Annotated in this window: 21 protein-coding genes; 15 read left to right on the forward strand and 6 right to left on the reverse strand. The window is 69.6% G+C overall.

Annotated elements, in window-relative coordinates; translation table 11 throughout:
* Positions 1–4 precede the first annotated feature (4 nt).
* A complete protein-coding gene (gene mutM, locus NH287_RS08020; RefSeq protein WP_253035177.1) occupies positions 5–907 on the forward strand; it encodes a bifunctional DNA-formamidopyrimidine glycosylase/DNA-(apurinic or apyrimidinic site) lyase in 903 nt (300 codons plus the stop codon).
* Here the strand turns inward: mutM and NH287_RS08025 are convergent, their stop codons facing one another.
* Entirely contained in the window at positions 908–1,999 is a 1,092-nt protein-coding gene (locus NH287_RS08025) for a GNAT family N-acetyltransferase (protein WP_253035178.1), read from the reverse strand.
* A gap of 57 nt (positions 2,000–2,056) precedes the next feature.
* Complete coding sequence (locus NH287_RS08030) at positions 2,057–2,314, reverse strand: hypothetical protein (RefSeq protein ID WP_253035179.1); 258 nt, start codon at positions 2,312–2,314, stop codon at positions 2,057–2,059.
* A gap of 416 nt (positions 2,315–2,730) precedes the next feature.
* Here NH287_RS08030 and smc point away from each other — a divergent pair, with 416 nt between their 5' ends.
* The 4 genes from smc (at position 2,731) to NH287_RS08050 (ending at position 8,108) form a co-directional block, all read left to right on the forward strand.
* A complete protein-coding gene (smc, locus tag NH287_RS08035; RefSeq protein WP_253035180.1) occupies positions 2,731–6,237 on the forward strand; it encodes a chromosome segregation protein SMC in 3,507 nt (1,168 codons plus the stop codon).
* A gap of 74 nt (positions 6,238–6,311) precedes the next feature.
* Positions 6,312–6,668 carry an excalibur calcium-binding domain-containing protein gene (locus NH287_RS08040; protein WP_253035181.1) on the forward strand — a complete coding sequence of 119 codons (357 nt, stop codon included), beginning with the start codon at positions 6,312–6,314 and terminating at the stop codon, positions 6,666–6,668.
* A 22-nt stretch (positions 6,669–6,690) separates the two neighbouring features.
* Positions 6,691–7,563 carry a signal recognition particle-docking protein FtsY gene (ftsY, locus tag NH287_RS08045; protein ID WP_064001951.1) on the forward strand — a complete coding sequence of 291 codons (873 nt, stop codon included), beginning with the start codon at positions 6,691–6,693 and terminating at the stop codon, positions 7,561–7,563.
* Between the two features lie 44 nt (positions 7,564–7,607).
* Positions 7,608–8,108: a DUF2004 domain-containing protein gene (locus NH287_RS08050; protein ID WP_064001952.1), complete on the forward strand. Its 501-nt coding sequence runs from the start codon at positions 7,608–7,610 to the stop codon at positions 8,106–8,108.
* A gap of 21 nt (positions 8,109–8,129) precedes the next feature.
* Here the strand turns inward: NH287_RS08050 and NH287_RS08055 are convergent, their stop codons facing one another.
* The 3 genes from NH287_RS08055 to lipB form a co-directional block, all read right to left on the reverse strand.
* Positions 8,130–8,468: a hypothetical protein gene (locus NH287_RS08055; protein WP_064001953.1), complete on the reverse strand. Its 339-nt coding sequence runs from the start codon at positions 8,466–8,468 to the stop codon at positions 8,130–8,132.
* A gap of 123 nt (positions 8,469–8,591) precedes the next feature.
* Positions 8,592–9,590 carry a lipoyl synthase gene (lipA, locus tag NH287_RS08060; protein ID WP_253035183.1) on the reverse strand — a complete coding sequence of 333 codons (999 nt, stop codon included), beginning with the start codon at positions 9,588–9,590 and terminating at the stop codon, positions 8,592–8,594.
* The gene (gene lipB / locus NH287_RS08065; RefSeq protein WP_217532034.1) at positions 9,587–10,228 is read right to left on the reverse strand and encodes a lipoyl(octanoyl) transferase LipB; all 642 of its coding nucleotides are present in this window, start codon (positions 10,226–10,228) and stop codon (positions 9,587–9,589) included. Before lipB ends, lipA begins: the two co-directional genes overlap by 4 nt.
* Positions 10,229–10,286: 58 nt before the next feature.
* Between lipB and NH287_RS08070 the strand changes: the two genes are divergently transcribed.
* Together NH287_RS08070 and ffh are read left to right on the forward strand one after the other, a co-directional pair.
* The gene (locus NH287_RS08070) at positions 10,287–10,865 is read left to right on the forward strand and encodes a TetR/AcrR family transcriptional regulator (RefSeq protein WP_217532032.1); all 579 of its coding nucleotides are present in this window, start codon (positions 10,287–10,289) and stop codon (positions 10,863–10,865) included.
* A 12-nt stretch (positions 10,866–10,877) separates the two neighbouring features.
* On the forward strand, positions 10,878–12,428 hold the full coding sequence (ffh, locus tag NH287_RS08075; protein WP_253035184.1) for a signal recognition particle protein: 1,551 nt from the start codon (positions 10,878–10,880) through the stop codon (positions 12,426–12,428).
* Positions 12,429–12,432: 4 nt separating this feature from the next.
* Here ffh and NH287_RS08080 read toward each other — a convergent pair whose 3' ends face one another.
* Positions 12,433–13,590 (reverse strand): glutamate--cysteine ligase, encoded by a 1,158-nt coding sequence (locus NH287_RS08080; protein WP_253035185.1) that lies wholly within the window; start codon positions 13,588–13,590, stop codon positions 12,433–12,435.
* Positions 13,591–13,775: 185 nt separating this feature from the next.
* On the opposite strand from NH287_RS08080, the gene rpsP reads away from it, so the two are divergent.
* The 8 genes from rpsP to NH287_RS08120 all read left to right on the forward strand — a co-directional run bounded on the left by rpsP (position 13,776) and on the right by NH287_RS08120 (position 18,296).
* A complete protein-coding gene (gene rpsP / locus NH287_RS08085) occupies positions 13,776–14,189 on the forward strand; it encodes a 30S ribosomal protein S16 (RefSeq protein WP_064001959.1) in 414 nt (137 codons plus the stop codon).
* A gap of 4 nt (positions 14,190–14,193) precedes the next feature.
* Positions 14,194–14,424 carry an RNA-binding protein gene (locus NH287_RS08090; protein ID WP_253035186.1) on the forward strand — a complete coding sequence of 77 codons (231 nt, stop codon included), beginning with the start codon at positions 14,194–14,196 and terminating at the stop codon, positions 14,422–14,424.
* 1 nt (position 14,425) lies between these two features.
* Entirely contained in the window at positions 14,426–15,028 is a 603-nt protein-coding gene (gene rimM, locus NH287_RS08095; RefSeq protein WP_217532025.1) for a ribosome maturation factor RimM, read from the forward strand.
* A gap of 1 nt (position 15,029) precedes the next feature.
* Entirely contained in the window at positions 15,030–15,740 is a 711-nt protein-coding gene (gene trmD / locus NH287_RS08100) for a tRNA (guanosine(37)-N1)-methyltransferase TrmD (RefSeq protein WP_253035187.1), read from the forward strand.
* 48 nt (positions 15,741–15,788) lie between these two features.
* Positions 15,789–16,247, forward strand: a complete 459-nt coding sequence (locus tag NH287_RS08105) for an MFS transporter permease (RefSeq protein ID WP_253035188.1) — start codon at positions 15,789–15,791, stop codon at positions 16,245–16,247.
* 170 nt (positions 16,248–16,417) lie between these two features.
* On the forward strand, positions 16,418–16,765 hold the full coding sequence (gene rplS / locus NH287_RS08110; RefSeq protein ID WP_064002469.1) for a 50S ribosomal protein L19: 348 nt from the start codon (positions 16,418–16,420) through the stop codon (positions 16,763–16,765).
* 134 nt (positions 16,766–16,899) lie between these two features.
* Complete coding sequence (gene lepB, locus NH287_RS08115) at positions 16,900–17,637, forward strand: signal peptidase I (protein ID WP_253035189.1); 738 nt, start codon at positions 16,900–16,902, stop codon at positions 17,635–17,637.
* Positions 17,637–18,296 carry a ribonuclease HII gene (locus NH287_RS08120; RefSeq protein WP_253035190.1) on the forward strand — a complete coding sequence of 220 codons (660 nt, stop codon included), beginning with the start codon at positions 17,637–17,639 and terminating at the stop codon, positions 18,294–18,296. The genes lepB and NH287_RS08120 overlap by 1 nt, the downstream gene beginning before the upstream one ends.
* Positions 18,297–18,424 lie beyond the last annotated feature (128 nt).

Raw genomic sequence — 18,424 nt, forward strand, 5'->3', positions numbered from 1 at the left:
CCCCGTGCCCGAACTGCCCGAAGTCGAGGTCGTGCGCGCCGGTCTCGTCCCCGCTCTCGCCGGCGCTCGCCTCGACGCCGTCACCGTTCTGGACGCCCGGTCCCTCACCCGTCACCCGGGCGACGCACCCGACTTCGAAGCGCGGCTGACGGGTCGGCGCGTGGACGCCGTGGTCCGCCGCGGCAAGTTCCTCTGGATGCCGCTGGCGGATGCCGGTGCGGAACCGGCCGAGGCCATCGTCGGTCACCTCGGGATGAGCGGGCAGATGCTGCTGCGCGAGCCCGGCACACCGACACTCCGCCACGAGCGGATCCGCTTCGATGTGCGGCATCCGACCCACGGTGAGATCGCGATGGTCTTCGTGGACCAGCGGACCTTCGGCTCCCTGGCGATCGATCGGCTCGAGCGCACCCTCGACGGTGCCCCGGCAGGACGGGGGAGCGATATCTCGCTCGTCCCCACGCAGGTGGCGCACATCGCCCGGGATGCGCTCGATCCCGCCTTCGACGACCGCGCGTTCCGCGCTGCGCTCGGTCGGACGCGCTCCGCAGTGAAGCGTGCCCTGCTCGATCAGACCGTCGTCAGCGGAATCGGGAATATCTACGCCGACGAGGCGCTGTGGGCCGCGCGGCTGCATCCGGAACGCCCCGCGAACGAGCTCCCGACGCGCGCCGTCACCCGCCTGCTCGGCGAGGTCCGGGCCGTGCTGGACCGGGCCCTCGCCGAGGGCGGGACGAGCTTCGACGCGCAGTACGTGAACGTCAACGGACAGGCGGGATACTTCGCCCATTCCCTGAACGCCTACGGGCGGACGGGTCAGCCCTGCGCGCGCTGCGGCACGCCGATCGTGCGGGTGAGCTTCACCAACCGATCGAGCCACTACTGCCCGCGGTGTCAGCGACGCTGATTAATCGAGGACCTTCTTCCAGGCGCCGATGTACGCCGCCGGCTCGAAGCCGATCGTCTCGTTGATGCTGAGCATCGGACGATTCTCCTCGGCGTTCCAGGTGACGATGCGGGAGGACCGGGGCATGACCTCGCGCCACCGGAGGATGCCCGCGCACTTCACCAGCTGCCCGAGGCGATGCCCCCGATGCTCACGGAGCACGAGGGTGTCCATCTGCTGCGTCGCCGCGGTCGGGTCGACGCCGGAGCAGAGCTCGTTGAACGCGACGACCGTGCCGGTCGCCTCATGGACGGCCACCGTGACGAGCACCGTCTGTCCGCCGTCGACGAAGCGGGCGTCGTGGCGCGCGAGGCGCTCGACGTCCCAGGTCTCCTCGTCGATCTCGAGCCCCGCCGCCGGGGCGTCCGTCGACATCCGCGACTTCGCCCAGGCGAAGCTCTCGCGGTAGGCCTCGGGAGTCGGGAGCATCCACTGCTCCACGCGGTAACCGTCGGCATGCGATCGGGCGTCGGCGAGGAGGTCTCGTACGGTCGGCAGTGCGGGTTCGATCTCGAGCACGCTCTTCCGGTCGACCTGTTCGAGCGTGTACCCGTGGCGTCGGAAGTAGCGCGCGGGACGGTCCAGCGGGATCTCCCCGTAGCCCGTCGGCGCGGCCAGGCGTTCCGAGGTCGCACCGGCGTCGGGCTCGGGGTGCTCGGCCCATGCCTGCAGGACGGTGCGCCCCGCGTCACGGGCGGCGCCCTCGACGACGGCGTACAGCGCGCCGCCGATGCCCCTGCCCTGAACCCGCTCGAGGAGTTCGACGGTCCAGTAGGCGACCTGCGACCCCTCCTCGGCGGGGAGGTCGACGATGACGCGCCCCACCACCTGGTCCTCGACCAGAACGATCCAGCTGCGCTTGTCGTTGTCCGGGTCGGGTTGAAAGTGGGGGAGCAGTTGGGCCGGTGTCACGGCTTCATCGTCGTTGTCGCTGATCTCGCGGTAGATCTCGTTCCGGACGTCGACCATGGCGACGAAATCGGCGGCATCCGAGGCATCGACGGTGGCCGGTACGACGAGGGGGCGCAGTTCGAAGGGGACTGACGCGGTCATGAGGGACTCGTTTCTGAGAGGAGGGGGCCGCGAACGGGTCGCGGCCCCCCGGGGGTGTCATCGACGCGGAGCGAGGAGCGCACGACGGCGTTCCCACTCGGCTTCCCGCGCCTCGCGAGCGAGACGCTGGGCACGGCGGGCATGGACGGCCTCGCGATCCGGGCCGGGGCGCGTGCTCCACAGGAGCAGCGCGACGGCCAGTCGCAGGGCGATCCGGTCGAGGAACGTCTGACGGGCGGAGGTGCCCGTCGAGGTGGGATGCTGCAGCGCGGCGAGGACCGCCGAGGTGCGCTGCGGCGCGGTGCGGGTGGACATGAGTGATCTCATTTCGGAAGGGATGGATGCCGCGGAGCACGGCGGAGGATCGTGCCGCAGCACGAGAGGACGCGGGACGCACGGGCAACGAGGCCCGGCATCCGGGAGGGGACGGACGGAGTCCGCCCTCAGGGCGTGGGAGAGTTCACCGTCCGAAGACGGGATCCGTGACGGCTGTCAGCGGCCGGAACGGATGCGGTCTGCCACCGCGGCGCCGAAGGAGACGGTCCCCAGCGCGCACGGGAACGCGGTGGACGCGATTCCGGTGGGTGTCATTTCGATGATCATGTCAGGGGACCTCCTTTCTCAGACTTCTGACGCGAGCACTGACACTAGACCCGGCCCGCGCGCGGCGTCAAGAGGGAAACGGGAATCGTCCGCTAGCGTGGACGGGACGACGACCCCGGAGGACCCGCATGCACCTGAAGAGCGTGACGCTCAAGGGGTTCAAATCCTTCGCGCAGCCGACGACCTTCGCCCTCGAGCCCGGCGTCACGTGCATCGTCGGTCCCAACGGATCGGGCAAGTCGAACGTCGTCGACGCCCTCGCCTGGGTGATGGGCGAGCAAGGGGCGAAGACCCTCCGCGGCGGCAAGATGGAGGACGTCATCTTCGCCGGGACGGCGACACGAGGTCCCCTCGGCCGCGCGGAGGTGCAGCTGACGATCGACAACGCCGACGGCGCGCTGCCGATCGAGTACAGCGAGGTCACGATCAGCCGGACCCTGTTCCGCAACGGGTCGAGCGAGTACGCCATCAACGGCGAGACCTGTCGGCTCCTCGACGTCCAGGAGTTGCTGAGCGATTCCGGGCTCGGGCGCGAGATGCACGTCATCGTGGGTCAGGGGCGACTCGACACCGTCCTGCAGGCGAGTCCCGAGGATCGGCGCGGCTTCATCGAGGAGGCCGCCGGCATCCTCAAACACCGTCGCCGCAAAGAGAAGACTCTCCGCAAGCTCGAGGCGATGGAGGCGAACCTCACTCGGCTGAGCGACCTGGCCGGCGAGCTGCGGCGTCAGTTGAAGCCGCTCGGCAAGCAGGCCGAAGTCGCGCGCGAGGCGGCCACGATCGCCGCCGTCGTGCGCGACGCGAAGGCGCGCCTCTACGCCGATGAGATGTCGCGCCTCCGAGCGGAGCTGGCGGATCACGCCCGAGCCGAGCACGAGCGTCACGCCGAGCGGCTGGTCCTGCAGGACCGCGCCGACGCCTTGCGTCGCCGCATCGACGAGCTCGAGAACGATCAGCGCGCCGAGGCGGTCGATCGGGCGCGCGCCGTCACGTTCGAACTCGGCCGTGTCCAGGAGCGACTGCGCGGGCTCTACTCGCTCGCCGGCCAGCGTCTGTCGCTGCTCGACGACGACGGCGACCAGCCGGACACCGGGACCACCGTCACCCAGGCCGTCATCGACGACGCACGTCGGGAGATCGACGAGATCGCGTCGGGTCTCGGTGCCGCGCAGGATGCCGCCGCCGCCGCCGCGCGCGACGTCATCCGGGCGCGCGCCGAGCTCGATGCGCTCGACACCGACATCGCCGCGCAGAGTGCGCTGGTCTCCGAGCACGACATGCGGCTCGCCTCACTGAGAGGACGAGCCGAGGCAGCCGGGTCGAAGGCGGAGGCGCTTCGGCTGGCGGTGGAGAGGCAGCAGCGCGCCCTCGATGCAGCCGAGGAGCGTCGCGCCGACGCGGAAGGCGCGCTGGCGGCGATCGAACCGGCGACCGAGGGTCCTGCGGACGCCGCGGTGGAGTACTCGGCCGCGTACGAGCGCGCGCAGCGCGAGGCATCCGATGCCGAATCCGAGGTGGGGTCGATACGCGACCGGTTGCACGCGGCGGAGCGGGAGCGCGAGTCGCTGCTGGCGGAGACAGCGGCTCTCGGCCGCGCCCTCGACATCCGCAACGCCGCGGCGGCGGTCGTCGATCGGGGTGGCGACGGCATCCGTGGCATCGTCAGCGATGCGATCCGCGTCTCGGCCGGCTATGAAGCGGCGATCGCCGCAGCACTCGGCGCCCTCGCCGAGGGGGTCCTCGTCGACGACTTCGAGGCCGCACGCGCGGTCATCGCGACGGTGCGCGAGCACGATCTGGGTTCGATCGACGTCGCCTTGGCCGACGGTCCTGCGGCTCCTCGCAGGACGCCCCTCGGAGCGGGGGTGACCTGGGCGGTCGACGTCGTCGAGGCGCCGGCGGGCCTCCGCGCCGTCCTCGCGGGTGTCGCGATCGCGGAGGATCTGGATGCGGCCCACGCCGCCGCCGTGTCGGCCGCCGACGCGGGGCACAGCGTCGTGGTGGTGACGCGCGCGGGCGAGACCGTGACGCCGAGCACGATCCGTGCCGGTTCCGGGCAGTCGCGCTCGCGTCTCGAGCTCGCCGCCGAGCGTGACGCGGCCCGTGTCCGTCTCGACGAGGTGACGGTGGTCGCGGATACCCTGCGTGAAGCGCTGACCGACGCGCAGGCTGCCTGGGATGCGGCGCGCCAGCGTACCCGTGACGCTCTCGCCGCGCTGCGCGAGCACGACTCCGCTCTCGCGGCCCACGCGGAACAGCTCAACCGTGCGACCGTGCGTCTGGAATCCGCGGTGGCCGAGTGCGACCGGCTACGCGCCGGCCTCGCTCAGGCCGAGTCGGCGGCCCGGGATGCCGAGAACGCGGCACGGGCCGCGACGGAGGCCTTCAGCGCCGCCGAGGAGATGCCGCGTCCGATCCTGGATGCGTCCGCCCGGGACGGTCTGCTCGATGCGCTCGAGTCGGCTCGGGCGCGCGAGATGGACACACGCCTCGACGTCGAAACGCTCCGGGAACGGGTGCGTGCCGCCGAGAGCCGCGTGATGCAACTCGAACGTCAACGCGAGAAGGAGCGCGCAGCCGCCGAAGCGGCCGCCCGTCGAGCCGTGATCCGACGCGCGCAGCGGGCGATCGCATCCGAGGTCGTCGGTGCGCTGCCGCCCGTCCTCGACTCGATCGACCGGTCGACGGCGCAGGCGCGGGTCGAGCTGGAACGCGCGGAGCAGACGCGGACGGCGCTGACGGCCGAGTTGGCCGAGCTCCGGAAGGAGGATGCGGCGGCTCGCGAGAGGCTGAATCGCCTCACCGAGTCAGTGCACGGCCTCGAGCTGCAGATGCACGAGAAGCGGCTGCATGTGCAGAGCCTCCTCGACCGGGTGCAGTCCGAGCTCGGCCTCTCCGAGGATATTCTCCTCGCGGAATATGGTCCCGACGCCCCCGTCCCGGGAGCGGAGGAGGGCGAGGCGTCGCCGTTCGACCGCTCGGCGCAGATGCGCAGATTGCAGGATGCGGAGCGCAAGCTGGCGCAGTTGGGTCGCGTGAATCCTCTTGCCCTGGAGGAGTTCGCCGCGCTCGAGCAGCGTCACGCATTCCTGACCGAGCAGCTGGACGACCTCGTCCGCACCCGGACGGATCTGCTGACGATCATCGAGGAGCTCGACGAGCGGATGCAGACGATCTTCCTCGCGGCCTTCGAGGACACCAAGGTCGCCTTCGGGGAGGTGTTCCCGATCCTCTTCCCCGGGGGCACGGGCTCCATCTCGCTCACCGACCCCGACGACCCGCTCACGACCGGGATCGACGTCGCCGTCCGACCCGTGGGCAAGAAGATCGAGCGGCTGTCGCTCCTTTCGGGTGGGGAGAGGTCCCTCGCGGCGGTCGCGCTCCTGACGGCGATCTTCAAGGCGCGGCCGAGCCCCTTCTACATCCTCGACGAGGTCGAGGCCGCCCTCGACGACGCGAACCTCGGTCGCTTGCTCGGCGTGTTCGAGCAGCTGCGCGAATCGAGCCAGCTGATCGTCATCACGCATCAGAAGCGGACGATGGAGATCGCGGACGCCCTGTACGGCGTGTCGATGCGTCAGGACGGCGTGTCCGCCGTCGTGGGACAGCGCGTGCGCGAGCGGGCGGGCGTCTGAGCGCAGCGGGCGTGCGCTAGCGTGTGCGCAGCGGGGACGGTGTCGTCGTCGCCGATACGACACAAGGGGTGGGGATGAGGATCTCGGTGCACGCGGGGACGCTGCGGCGGAGTGCGGTGGCGACGATGCTGGCGGCGGCGCTCGTCGCAGCGCCGGTGACGGTGACTGCGGCCGCGGCCGCGCCGACGGCCGCGGCGTCACAGGTGCGGGCGATCGTCCCGGCCGCGAAGCCGCCGATCAAGACGTTCAAGAACTGCACGGCGCTCAACAAGACCTACAAGGGCGGTGTCGCCCGGGCGGGGGTGACCCACAACACGGTCAGCGGCAAGAAGAAGCTGTTCACCGTCAAGCCCTACGTCTCGACGGCGCTCTACAACGCCAACAAGAAGATGGACCGCGACAAGGACGGCATCGCCTGCGAGAAGGGCTGACACGGTCAACTAGCCTGGGTGCATGGCGGAGAGCTCCTGGTCCCTCGGTCGCGCGCTGCGCGGCATGTTCGTCAAGCCGACGATCGATGAGAACACGTGGGAGGACCTCGAGACCGCGTTGCTCACCGCCGACTTCGGGCCCGATATCACCGAACGCATCGTCGACGAGCTTCGCGAGAAGGTCGAGCGGTATCGCACGACGGATCCCAAGGACCTGCAACGGATGCTGCGCGAGACGCTCGAGGAGCACTTCGCGAAGTTCGACACGACCCTCCGGCTGACGGAGCGCCCCGCGGTGGTGCTCGTGGTCGGGGTCAACGGGGTCGGCAAGACGACGACGATCGGGAAGTTCGCGAGCTACCTCAAGCGCTTCGGGCGGACGGTGGTGGTGGGCGCGGCCGATACTTTCCGCGCGGCCGCGGTGGATCAGCTCGCGACGTGGGCCGAGCGCGGGGGAGCAGCGATCGTCCGCCCGCAGCACGAGGGGCAGGACCCGGCATCCGTCGCCTTCCAGACGATCGAGCACGCGATCCGCACCGGGACCGAGATCGTCCTCGTGGACACGGCCGGCCGCCTGCACACCAAGGGCGGCCTCATGGACGAGTTGACCAAGATCCGCCGGGTCATAGAGAAGCAGGCGCCCATCAGTGAGGTCCTCCTCGTGCTCGATGCCACCACCGGCCAGAACGGGGTCATGCAGGCCGAGGCGTTCCTCGAGCACGCCGGAGTGACGGGGCTCGTCCTGACGAAGCTCGACGGCTCGGCCCGCGGCGGGTTCGTGCTCGCGGTCCAGGAGCGCACCGGCATCCCGGTCAAGCTCCTCGGCCAGGGTGAGGGGATCGGCGATCTGACCGGTTTCACGCCCCACGTCTTCGCATCCGCCCTCGTCGATTGACCCAGGCGGTCGCGCGCGACCGTCAAGGCTGGTTTCATTGATGCATGGCGATCGAGCACGACTACTTCGGACTTCTCGAGTCCGGACCCGACGGGTCGATCTTCTGGTCGGAGGTCGTGGACTTCGGTGATCAGCGGGTGACCGTCGACCTCACCGCGCCCGACCAAGACGACGTCTCGATCGACGCCCTCGACGTCGCGGCTGCCATGATCGCGGCGTTGGAGACCATCGATCTGCGTGCCCGGAACGCGATGGTCTCCGAGCTGGACGATCGCACGAGCGAGGTCACGGAGTTCATCCTCCAGCAGCAGGAGATGCTGGGCGAGGACATCGAGGACCTGCTCGTCGACGTCTCGGGTGACACCCACATGGACGTCATCCGCTCCCTGCAGCTGATGAGCATGACGATCCTCGCCGACGAGCACGGGGGCAAGGACCCTTTCGCAGTGCTGGAGTACGCCCTCGACCCTGACTCGACCGACGACGTCCTCCTGGTCAACCTCGACGTCTCGGGCGCCGTCCAGTCGGTGACCAGCGCCGACTGAACGGTCTGCGTCACCGGGCGGTCAGCCGCGCGACGCGTGCGCCCAGTCGATCGCGTCCCGCAGGGTAGCGAGGTCCCGGTACCAGGTCTTCACCTCGGTGCGGCATCGCACCCGCTCGACGCGGGTGTCGTATTCACTGCACTCGGCGAGCGCTTCGGAGTCGGTCGGGGGGTACTCGGCGGATCCGTCGTAGTACCCGATCTCGAACCCGTTCGCGGCGTCACCGGTCACGGACACCACGGTGTCAGGCGCGGGCTCGGGCACATCGTGCGTGGTCGGCGCGGAGGCCGTGTGGGGGAGCAGGGCGGCGAGCGCCATGGCCGCGCCGAGAGCGGTCGCGAGCGGAAGTGAAGTACGCATGTGTCTCCTTCGGTGAGGCCGGTGCATCCGGCATCCCGAAGGTAGGAAGCGTCGCGCCGCGCGCGATCCCGTCCGTGCCAGGTGGAGGAGGGATGCGGCCTCCCCCGACCTGGGGAGGAGGCGTCAGACCGCCTGGGCGAATCCCTCGGCGTCGGCCTCGTCGGCGAGGTGCGCCAGCGCCGCCGGGATCTCGCGACCCTTCGACCGCATCGAGCGCGCCCAGAGCCGCCCGGCGCGGTACGACGAGCGCACGAGCGGTCCGGCCAGGACCCCGAGGAACCCGATGGACTCGGCGAGCGCGCGCAGTTCGACGAACTCCTGCGGCGTGACCCACCGCGCCACGGGAAGGTGACGCGGCGTGGGGCGGAGGTACTGCGTGAGGGTGATGATGTCGGTACCGGCGGCATGCAGGTCGCGCAGTGCGTCCTCCACCTCGTCGCGTTCCTCGCCCATCCCGAGGATCAGATTCGACTTCGTGATGAGTCCTGCGTCCCGCGCGCGGGTGAGGACGCCCAGCGACCTCTCGTACCGGAACGCCGGTCGGATCCGCTTGAAGATGCGGGGCACGGTCTCGACGTTGTGCGCGAAGACCTCGGGGCGCGACGCGAACACGACGTCCAGGAGCTCAGGGTCACCGTTGAAGTCCGTGGCGAGGAGCTCCACACCCGTACCGGGGTTGTCGGCGTGGATGCGGCGGACGGTCTCCGCATTGAGCCACGCGCCGCCGTCGGGCAGGTCGTCGCGCGCAACGCACGTCACGGTCGCATACCGCAGGCGCATGCGGGTGACGCTCTCGGCGACACGGCGTGGCTCGTCGGTGTCGTAGTCGGCCGGTTTGCCCGTGTCGATCTGGCAGAAGTCGCATCGCCTCGTGCACTGCGAGCCGCCGATGAGGAACGTGGCCTCCCGGTCCTCCCAGCACTCGAAGATGTTGGGACAGCCGGCCTCCTGACAGACGGTGTGGAGTCCCTCGTCCTTCACGAGTCCCTGCAGCTCCCGGTACTCGGGACCCATCTTCGCCTTCGTGCGGATCCATTCCGGCTTGCGCTCGATCGGGGTCTCGGCGTTGCGGACCTCCAGCCGGAGCATCCGGCGGCCTTCGGGTGCGGTGTTCGCGCTCATGCGGCGACCTCCGCTCCGTGCTCACGCGTGAACGCCGCGACGACGGCGGGGAGGACGTCGACGGGGGAGATGTCGCGACCGGTGACCTGGCTGAGGGTCGTCACCCCGGCATCCGCGATCCCGCAGGGGATGATGCTGCGGAACGGTTCGAGGGAGTTGTCGCAGTTCAGCGCGAAGCCGTGCATCGTGACTCCGCGCTGCACCCGGACCCCGATCGCCGCCACCTTCTCGAGCGACCCCGCTCGTTCGACCCAGACGCCACTGCGTCCGTCGACGCGCTCACCCGCGACACCGACGGTCCGGATGACCTCGATGAGCAGGTCCTCCAGCCGGCGGACGTGCGCGACGACGTCGACGGGTTCCGCAAGTCGGACGAGCGGGTAGCCCACGAGTTGTCCGGGACCGTGCCAGGTGATCTTGCCGCCGCGGTCGACGTCTACGACGGGCGTTCCGTCGACCGGCCGCTCGTGCCGTGCCGTACGCGCGCCCGCCGTGTAGACGGCTTCGTGTTCGAGGAGGAGCAGCGTGTCGGGGCGGGTGCCCGCGACGATGTCGGCGTGCAGGGTGCGCTGGAGGTCCCAGCCCTGTCGATACGGGACGAGGTCGGGGGCCATCCCTACGGTGCGGATCTCGATCACGAGGCCATCTCCTGTTTTTTGGACTGCGTGCAACAATACGCGACGATAGGCTCCTCGCATGACGACCGGCCGACCACGCGCATCCTCTCGGGAGGTGCTCTCCGAGGCGGCGTGCGAGCTCTTCCTCGAGCGCGGGTACGACGCGACATCCGTCACCGACATCTCCGTCCGCGCGGGCGTGAGCAGATCCAGCTTCTTCAACTACTTCGACTCGAAGGAAGCGATCCTGTGGTCCTCGCTCGACCGTCGGATCGACCGGTTGCACGCACGGGTGCCGCTGTCCGAACCCGTCGCCGGGCTCATCGAGCTCTGCGACGGCTTCGCGCCGGATAGCCTCGCCCTCGCGCTCGTCCACGCCGAGGCGATGGGTGTCCAGGACGAGATCGAGCGGGGAGCCGCCGTCCGTCAGGCGCGGATCGCCCGGGCTCTTTCGGCATCCTGGTCCGCGCTCGGGGCACCACCCGTCGCCGCCGAGATCGCGGGGGCCGCCCACGCTGCAGCCGTCATGATCGCCATCGACGGATGGGCCCGCTCGGGCGCCGGCAGATCGTCCCTGCCTGACGAGCTCGCCCGCGCTCTGGCGGTGGCCGCGGCCACGCTTGCGTCCCTCGCCGGCGCGTCGGCGGGTCTCGACTAAACTCGAGCCATCATGGCTACCTTCGGCACGCTCTCCGATCGTCTCACCGAGACCTTCCGCAACCTCCGCACGAAGGGCAAGCTCTCGCCCGCCGACATCGACGGGACCGTGCGCGAGATCCGTCGCGCGCTCCTCGACGCTGACGTGGCGCTCCAGGTCGTCAAGGACTTCACCGGCAAGGTGCGCGAGCGCGCCCTCGGTGACGAGGTGAACCGCGCCCTCAATCCGGCGCAGCAGGTCGTCCAGATCGTGAACGAGGAGCTCGTCGCCATCCTGGGCGGCCAGCAGCGGCGACTGCAGTTCGCGAAGCAGCCCCCCACCGTCATCATGCTCGCCGGCCTGCAGGGCTCCGGTAAGACGACGTTCGCCGGGAAGCTGGCGAAGCAGCTCGAGAAGGACGGTCACACTCCGCTCCTCGTCGCCTGCGACCTGCAGCGTCCGAACGCCGTCAACCAGCTGACCGTGGTGGCCGAGCGCGCAGGTGCCGCCATCTACGCGCCCGAGCCCGGCAACGGGGTCGGCGACCCGGTGAAGGTCGCCCGTGACGGCGTCGAGTACGCGCGCCGCCAGCAGTACGACACCGTCATCATCGACACCGCGGGACGCCTGGGCGTGGACGCGGAGCTGATGAAGCAGGCCGCGAACATCCGCAAGGCGACCGATCCCGACGAGGTGCTCTTCGTCATCGACGCGATGATCGGACAGGACGCCGTGAACACGGCGAAGGCGTTCCAGGACGGCGTCGACTTCACCGGCGTCGTGCTGTCGAAGCTCGACGGCGACGCCCGCGGCGGTGCGGCGCTGTCGGTGGCGTCGGTCACCGGCCGCCCCATCATCTTCGCGTCGACCGGTGAAGGCCTCGACGACCTGGAGGCTTTCCACCCCGACCGGATGGCGAGCCGCATCCTCGACCTCGGTGACATCCTCACCCTCATCGAGCAGGCGCAGCAGGCGTTCGACGAGGAGGAAGCACAGCGCGTCGCGCAGAAGCTCGCGACCGAGCAGTTCACCCTCGAGGACTTCCTCGAGCAGCTGCAGCAGGTCCGCAAGATGGGCTCGATGAAGAAGATGCTGGGGATGCTGCCCGGCATGGGCCAGATGAAGCAGCAGATCGAGAGCTTCGACGAGCGCGAGATCGATCGCACCGAGGCGATCATCCGGTCCATGACCCCCGTCGAGCGCCGGAACCCCAAGATCCTGAACGGATCCCGGCGGCTCCGCATCGCGCGCGGCTCGGGGATGACGGTCACCGACGTCAACCAACTCGTGCAGCGCTTCGATCAGGCCGCCAAGATGATGAAGACCGTGGCGCGGGGCGGGGTGCCCTCCATGCCCGGGATGGGTGCGATCGGCGGCAAACCGGGCGCATCGAGCAAGCGTGGCAAGAAGCAGAAGAGCAGCGGCGGGTCGAGGTCGGGCAACCCCGCCAAGCGCGCGGCCGAGAACGCGGGCCTCGCGGCGGCGAACACCGCACCCTCGGGCTCGGGCTTCGGCCTCGGCGGCGCGCCGCAGCCGAGCGAGGCGGACCTGGCCGAGATCCAGAAGCTCTTCGGCAAGGGCTGAGAGCTCAGCCGACCGAGACGACCTCGCGCAGCGTGGGGCCGCCCCGGAACTCGCGGATGAGATGGTGGACCACCTCGCGCAGGTCTCCGTCGGCGGCATCGGCCACGCGGGTCTGACGCGCGTAGCTGGCGCCCTGGTCGAGGATCTGCGTGACCCCCGCGAACTCCTTCGCGCAGTGGAGCTCCGCGGCGAGCGGCGCGAGGGCCTCGGTCACCTCGCGCAGATGGTCGGCGACGGGACGCTGCCGGCCCGCGCGGTCGACGATGACGTCGGCATCCAGCCCGTAGCGCGCCGCACGCCACTTGTTCTCGCGGACGAACCACGGCTGGATGGTGGGGAGCGGGCGACCCTCGTCGAGCATGCGCGAGAAATGCTCGGCCAGCACCTGGACCAGGGCGGCGACGGCGGCGAGCTCGGGGAGCGTCGACATCCCGTCGCAGGCGCGGATCTCGATCGTGCCCCACCGCGGCGCCGGTCGGATGTCCCAGCGGACCTCGGTGGAGTCCGCCATGACGCCGGTCCGCTCCATGTCCGCGAGGTAGGCCTCGTACTCCGCCCAGGACTCGAGAGGCCAGGGCAGCCCCGCGGTCGGGAGCTGCTGGAAGACGAGGGCGCGGTTGGATGCGTAGCCCGTGCGGTCGCCTGCCCAGAACGGGCTGGAAGCGGACAGGGCCTGCAGGTGGGGGAGGTAGGCGGAGAGGGCGTTGATCATGGGGAAGACCTTCGCGACGTCTTCGACCCCGACGTGCACGTGGATGCCCCAGATCATCATGTTGCGCCCCCACCACTGGGTACGCTCGATGAGCTTGTGGTACCGGGTCTTATCGGTCACCTGCTGGTCGTACCACCGGGCGAAGGGGTGGCTGCCCGCGCACAGGAGCTCGATGTCGCGGGGATCGGTGACGGTGCGGACCAGGGCGATCGCATCGGCGATGTCGTCCACGGCTGCGGCCACCGTGTCGCCCACGCCGCTGGTGACCTCGATCGTGTTGGTGAGCAGTTCACCGGTGACGGTGTGACGCTCGTGACGGGTCTGCTCCTCGATCTGGTCGAGGATCGCGGGCGCCTCCGGGACCAGATCGCCGGTGGTCCGGTCGGCCAGCATGATCTCCCACTCGATCCCGACGGTCGAACGAGCGGATGTGGCGAAGGTCACCGGCATGGGGCCAGTGTGTCACGCGCGTCCGGCGGTTCGCGGCATCCCTCCGCATCTGGCAGAATGGACGGTTGGACCGCCTTGCCCGACCCTCTATCCGGCTCGGAGGTCCACCGCAGAGCTCCCGCCGGGTGTGCACCCCACGCTCCAGGCGACGTTCATCATCACTCGCAACACCATTCAGGAGAATTGTGGCTGTCAAGATCCGTCTGAAGCGCATGGGCAAGATCCGTGCGCCGTACTACCGCATCGTCGTCGCCGACTCGCGCACCAAGCGCGACGGCCGCGTGATCGAGGAGATCGGCAAGTACCACCCGACCGAGCAGCCCTCGTTCATCGAGGTCGACTCGGAGCGCGCGCAGTACTGGCTCTCCGTCGGTGCGCAGCCGACCGAGCAGGTCGCCGCCATCCTCAAGCTCACGGGCGACTGGGGCAAGTTCAAGGGCGACAAGGACGCCGTCTCCACCGTGAAGACGGCGGAGCCCAAGGCGCCGTTCGAGCTCGACTCGTCCAAGAAGTCGGTCATCAAGCCGAAGGCGGAGAAGAAGGCCGAGGCGCCCGCCGCCGACGCCGAGGCCGCCGACGACGCGACCGAGTCCGAGTAAGACCTTGCTGGCCGCCGCGCTCGAACACATCGTCAAGGGGATCGTCGATCACCCGGACGACGTCACCATCGCCTCCAGCTCGTCGCCCCGCGGCGAGGTGCTGGAGGTGCGTGTGCACCCCGACGACCGGGGTCGTGTGATCGGGCGCGGCGGACGCACGGCGAAAGCCCTGCGTACCCTCATCTCCGCTCTGGCCGACGGTACGCGCGTCCGCGTCGACGTCGCGGACGACTGACGTGTCGGCGAAGTCGGCTCGCACGCAGCTCCGCGTCGGGCGCCTCGTCAAGGCGCACGGTCTGAAGGGCGCCCTCAAACTCGAGCTCTACACCGACGACCCCGACGGACGGTTCGTCCCGGGTGCGGAGTTCACCCTGCAAGTGCCGGAGTCCTCGCCCTGGCACGGAAAGACGGTGACGGTCCGCGAGTTCAAGTGGATGAACTCGCACCCGGTCGTCTTCCTGGACGGGATCGACGACCGCACCGCCGCGGAATCCATCGTCCGCGCCATCCTGTGGATCGACCAGGATGCCGCTGCGCCGGTCGTCGAGGACGACGCCTGGTACGACCACCAGCTCGTGGGGCTCGACGTCGTGCGCGACGGTGAGGTCGTCGGACGCGTGACGCGGGTCGACCACTTCCCGGCGCAGGATCTGCTGGGTGTCCAGCTTGCCGCGGACGACCGCGAGGTGCTCGTCCCCTTCGTCAAGGCCATCGTGCCCGAAGTGGACATGAGCGCCGGTCGTCTCGTCGTCACTCCTCCCGCCGGGTTGTTCGAAGACCTCCCCGGTGACGACGAGCCTCGTCCGGAGGCCGGCGACGAGGCCGACGCCGGGTCCTGACGTGCGCATCGACGTCGTCACGATCTTCCCCGCCTTCTTCGACGTCCTCGAAGTGTCGCTGCTGGGGCGCGCTCGGGGCGCGGGATTGCTCGACATCCGCGTCCACGACCTCCGCGACCACACGACCGACCGGCACCGCACCGTCGACGACACGCCCTACGGCGGCGGCGCCGGGATGGTCATGAAGCCCGAGCCGTGGGCGCAGGCCCTCGACGCGATCGTCGCCGGCTCCCACGAGACGGTGACGGATGCCGCATCCGGACCGCTCTTCGTCTTCCCGTCGCCGGCGGGGGAGCGCTTCACCCAGTCCGTGGCGCGCGAGTGGAGCACCGAACCGCACATCGTCTTCGGGTGCGGGCGGTACGAAGGCATCGACGAGCGCGTCTTCGCCTACGCCGCGACCATCGGCCGCGTGCGGCTCGTGAGCCTGGGGGACTACGTCCTGAACGGCGGGGAAGTCGCGGCGATGGCCATGATCGAGGCCGTCGGACGCCTCGTCCCGGGCGTCGTCGGCAACCCGGAGAGCCTCGTCGAGGAGTCGCACGAGGACGGCCTCCTCGAGTACCCCTCCTACACGAAGCCGGCATCGTGGCGCGGCTACGACGTTCCCGACGTGCTGCTCAGTGGACACCACGGGCGGGTCGCGCAGTGGCGGCGGGATCAGCAGGTGGAGCGGACCCGCCTACGGCGCCCGGACCTGCTCAGGGAGTGATCAGCTGACGGCGGTCGCCGCGGCTGCCCGGCGGCGTAGCATCGGAGGATGCCCCTGCGTCGTGGATTCTTCTTCTGGCTCCTGCCGAGCGCGGTCATCCTGCCCCTGTGGCTGATCATCGGATGGATCGTGTCGGATGCCGGTGGCTGGGCGCTCGCCTGGGTGCTGGTCGTCGCGATCCCCTCCGTCCTCATCGGCCAGCTCGTCCTGACGCTCCTGATCCGTTCCCGCGGCACGGTCCGGCACACGCGCGCGGTCTCCTGGTGGGACGTCGGCGGCGTCGGTCTCTGGCACGTCCTGACCATCGCGGTGGGCTTCTTCTCGGAGGCGTGGTTCTGGCCTCTCCTCATCGCGGCGATCGTCGTCTTCCTCGCCGTGTTCTGGCTCTCGCTGCGACAGCTGTTCCAGGAGACACGGCCCTCCGTCATCCTGCGCAGGTACACCGCGCCCGCTCGGACAGCCGAGAGCGTGGTCGTCGTCGAGGAGAAGCGCGACCCGCTCGTGTGAGGCCGCGCCGCGGTTTGGCGGCCGTCGGCATCCATGGCAGAATGACCCTTTGTGCCCTGACAGTTCTCTGCCTCGGGGGAGTTCGGAGCCCAGTCGGCTCCGACGGGCGCCACATCCTTTTCTCTCTTACTCTCGCGGTCGACCTGAGGCGGTCGCAGGAAGTGACGATCATGCAGATCCTCGACTCCGTCGACGCAGCCTCGCTGCGCTCCGACATCCCCGTCTTCAACGCCGGCGACACCGTGAAGGTGCACGTCAACATCACCGAAGGCAACCGTTCGCGCATCCAGGTGTTCCAGGGTGTCGTCATCGGCCGCTCCGGCGACGGCGTCCGTGAGACCTTCACGGTCCGCAAGATCAGCTTCCAGGTGGGCGTCGAGCGCACCTTCCCGGTGCACAGCCCGGTGATCGACCACATCGAGGTCGTCACCCGCGGTGACGTGCGTCGCGCGAAGCTCTACTACCTGCGCGAGCTGCGTGGCAAGAAGGCCAAGATCAAGGAGAAGCGCGACAACTGATCGCGTTCTCCACTGGATGCCCCGGGACCGAGTCCCGGGGCATCCGTCGTTCCCGGGTGTTTCGGTGCTCGGCGTTCACATGATGTGCGACGCTGGTGGATGGTCGCCGAACCCCGGCACCGGTGAAGGACAGCATGACCACCGATTCCCCGTCCCCGACGCTCGGCAGCGACTCCGATTCCCGTCCCCGACGCGGACCGTGGCCGTTCATCCGGGACGTCCTGGTGATCCTCCTGGTGGCCGTCCTCGTGTCCTTCCTCGTCAAGACCTTCCTGGTGCGGTCGTTCTACATCCCGTCCGGCTCGATGGAGCGCACGCTGCTGAAGGGCGACCGCATCCTCGTCGACGAGTTGACGCCGCGGTTCACCGGGTACGAACGCGGCGACGTCGTCGTCTTCCGGGACCCCGGCGGGTGGCTCCCGACGACGTACGAGCCGGCGCAGCCTCCGTTGACGGCGGCGCTGGACTGGCTGGGATCCCTCGTCGGGCTCACGGCGTCCGACAGCGACGACCACCTCATCAAACGCATCATCGGTCTGCCCGGCGATCATGTGGTGTGCTGCAACGCGCTCGGGCAGGTCACCGTCAACGACGTGCCCATCGACGAGACGCCCTACCTGGACCTCGGTCCGAACCAGTCGGCTCCCGACGAGTTCGACTACGACGTCACGGTGCCGGAGGGCTCGATCTGGGTGCTCGGCGACAACCGCGACAACTCGCAGGACTCGCGGTACCAGCAGGAGCAGCCGGGGCAGGGATTCGTTCCGATGGACAACATCGTCGGGCGGGCGTTCCTCATCACGTGGCCGTTCGACCGGTTCGGTCTCATCGATTCGCACCACGACGTGTTCCGCGGGGTGCCGGCGCCGTGATGGCCGTGGTCGCGCCGACGCTGTCGCTCGAGCGTCGACTGCTCCGGGAGCATCCCCTCGTGATCGCGTGCGACGAGGTCGGCCGGGGCGCGCTGGCGGGGCCCGTCGCGGTCGGCGCGGTCGCCGCGGACGCCGCGTTCAGCCGGCGTCGCGTGCCGGCGGGACTGCGGGACTCGAAGCTCATCGTCGAACCGCGCCGAGCAGGGATGGCGGAACGCGTCCGGGCCTGGGTGCCCGCCCACGCGGTGGGGTGGGCGTCGGCGGCGGAAGTGGACGAGGTCGGGATCATCCGGGCCCTGGGCCTTGCCGCCGCGCGCGCCATCGAGGAGCTCCGCGTGCAGGGTGTCGACATCGGCGATGCCCTGGTGGTCCTCGACGGGAACCACGACTACATCACCCCGGTCGCGCCGGTGGGTCGCGGCGTCCTGCCCATCGTCAAGGCCGACCGTGACTGCGCGTCGGCGTCGGCAGCATCCGTCATCGCGAAGGTGGCGCGCGACGAGCACATGAGTGAGCTGGACGCCGAGGCGCCGGTCTACGGATGGGCTCGCAACAAGGGGTACGCGAGCGCGGAACACCGCGCGGCCATCGAAGAGCACGGTCTTTCCGGACACCACCGTGCGTCGTGGTCGATCGCGGCCGCCCCGACCCTGTTCTAGGTGTACTGACCAGGGACGTTGATCGTTAGACAAGTGCCCACTTGTCACACAAAGAAGCGCTTGTCTATAGTGTGGGTATGACAGTTTCACTGGATGTTGCCATGCCGCGCACGGACCTGTCGGCGCGG

Source organism: Microbacterium sp. CnD16-F, from assembly GCF_024124465.1.
Classification (GTDB): Bacteria; Actinomycetota; Actinomycetes; order Actinomycetales; family Microbacteriaceae; genus Microbacterium; species Microbacterium gawkjiense.

Coding starts and splice junctions, on each gene's coding strand:
- rplS (WP_064002469.1), top strand. CDS start 16,418: ATGCAGATCCTCGACTCCGTCGACGCAGCCTCGCTGCGCTCCGACATC.
- NH287_RS08030 (WP_253035179.1), bottom strand. CDS start 2,314: ATGTCCACCCGCACCGCGCCGCAGCGCACCTCGGCGGTCCTCGCCGCG.
- lepB (WP_253035189.1), top strand. CDS start 16,900: ATGACCACCGATTCCCCGTCCCCGACGCTCGGCAGCGACTCCGATTCC.
- NH287_RS08105 (WP_253035188.1), top strand. CDS start 15,789: ATGCCCCTGCGTCGTGGATTCTTCTTCTGGCTCCTGCCGAGCGCGGTC.
- lipA (WP_253035183.1), bottom strand. CDS start 9,590: ATGAGCGCGAACACCGCACCCGAAGGCCGCCGGATGCTCCGGCTGGAG.
- NH287_RS08055 (WP_064001953.1), bottom strand. CDS start 8,468: ATGCGTACTTCACTTCCGCTCGCGACCGCTCTCGGCGCGGCCATGGCG.
- ftsY (WP_064001951.1), top strand. CDS start 6,691: ATGGCGGAGAGCTCCTGGTCCCTCGGTCGCGCGCTGCGCGGCATGTTC.
- NH287_RS08050 (WP_064001952.1), top strand. CDS start 7,608: ATGGCGATCGAGCACGACTACTTCGGACTTCTCGAGTCCGGACCCGAC.
- NH287_RS08120 (WP_253035190.1), top strand. CDS start 17,637: ATGGCCGTGGTCGCGCCGACGCTGTCGCTCGAGCGTCGACTGCTCCGG.
- NH287_RS08070 (WP_217532032.1), top strand. CDS start 10,287: ATGACGACCGGCCGACCACGCGCATCCTCTCGGGAGGTGCTCTCCGAG.
- NH287_RS08025 (WP_253035178.1), bottom strand. CDS start 1,999: ATGACCGCGTCAGTCCCCTTCGAACTGCGCCCCCTCGTCGTACCGGCC.
- ffh (WP_253035184.1), top strand. CDS start 10,878: ATGGCTACCTTCGGCACGCTCTCCGATCGTCTCACCGAGACCTTCCGC.
- smc (WP_253035180.1), top strand. CDS start 2,731: ATGCACCTGAAGAGCGTGACGCTCAAGGGGTTCAAATCCTTCGCGCAG.
- NH287_RS08080 (WP_253035185.1), bottom strand. CDS start 13,590: ATGCCGGTGACCTTCGCCACATCCGCTCGTTCGACCGTCGGGATCGAG.
- NH287_RS08040 (WP_253035181.1), top strand. CDS start 6,312: ATGAGGATCTCGGTGCACGCGGGGACGCTGCGGCGGAGTGCGGTGGCG.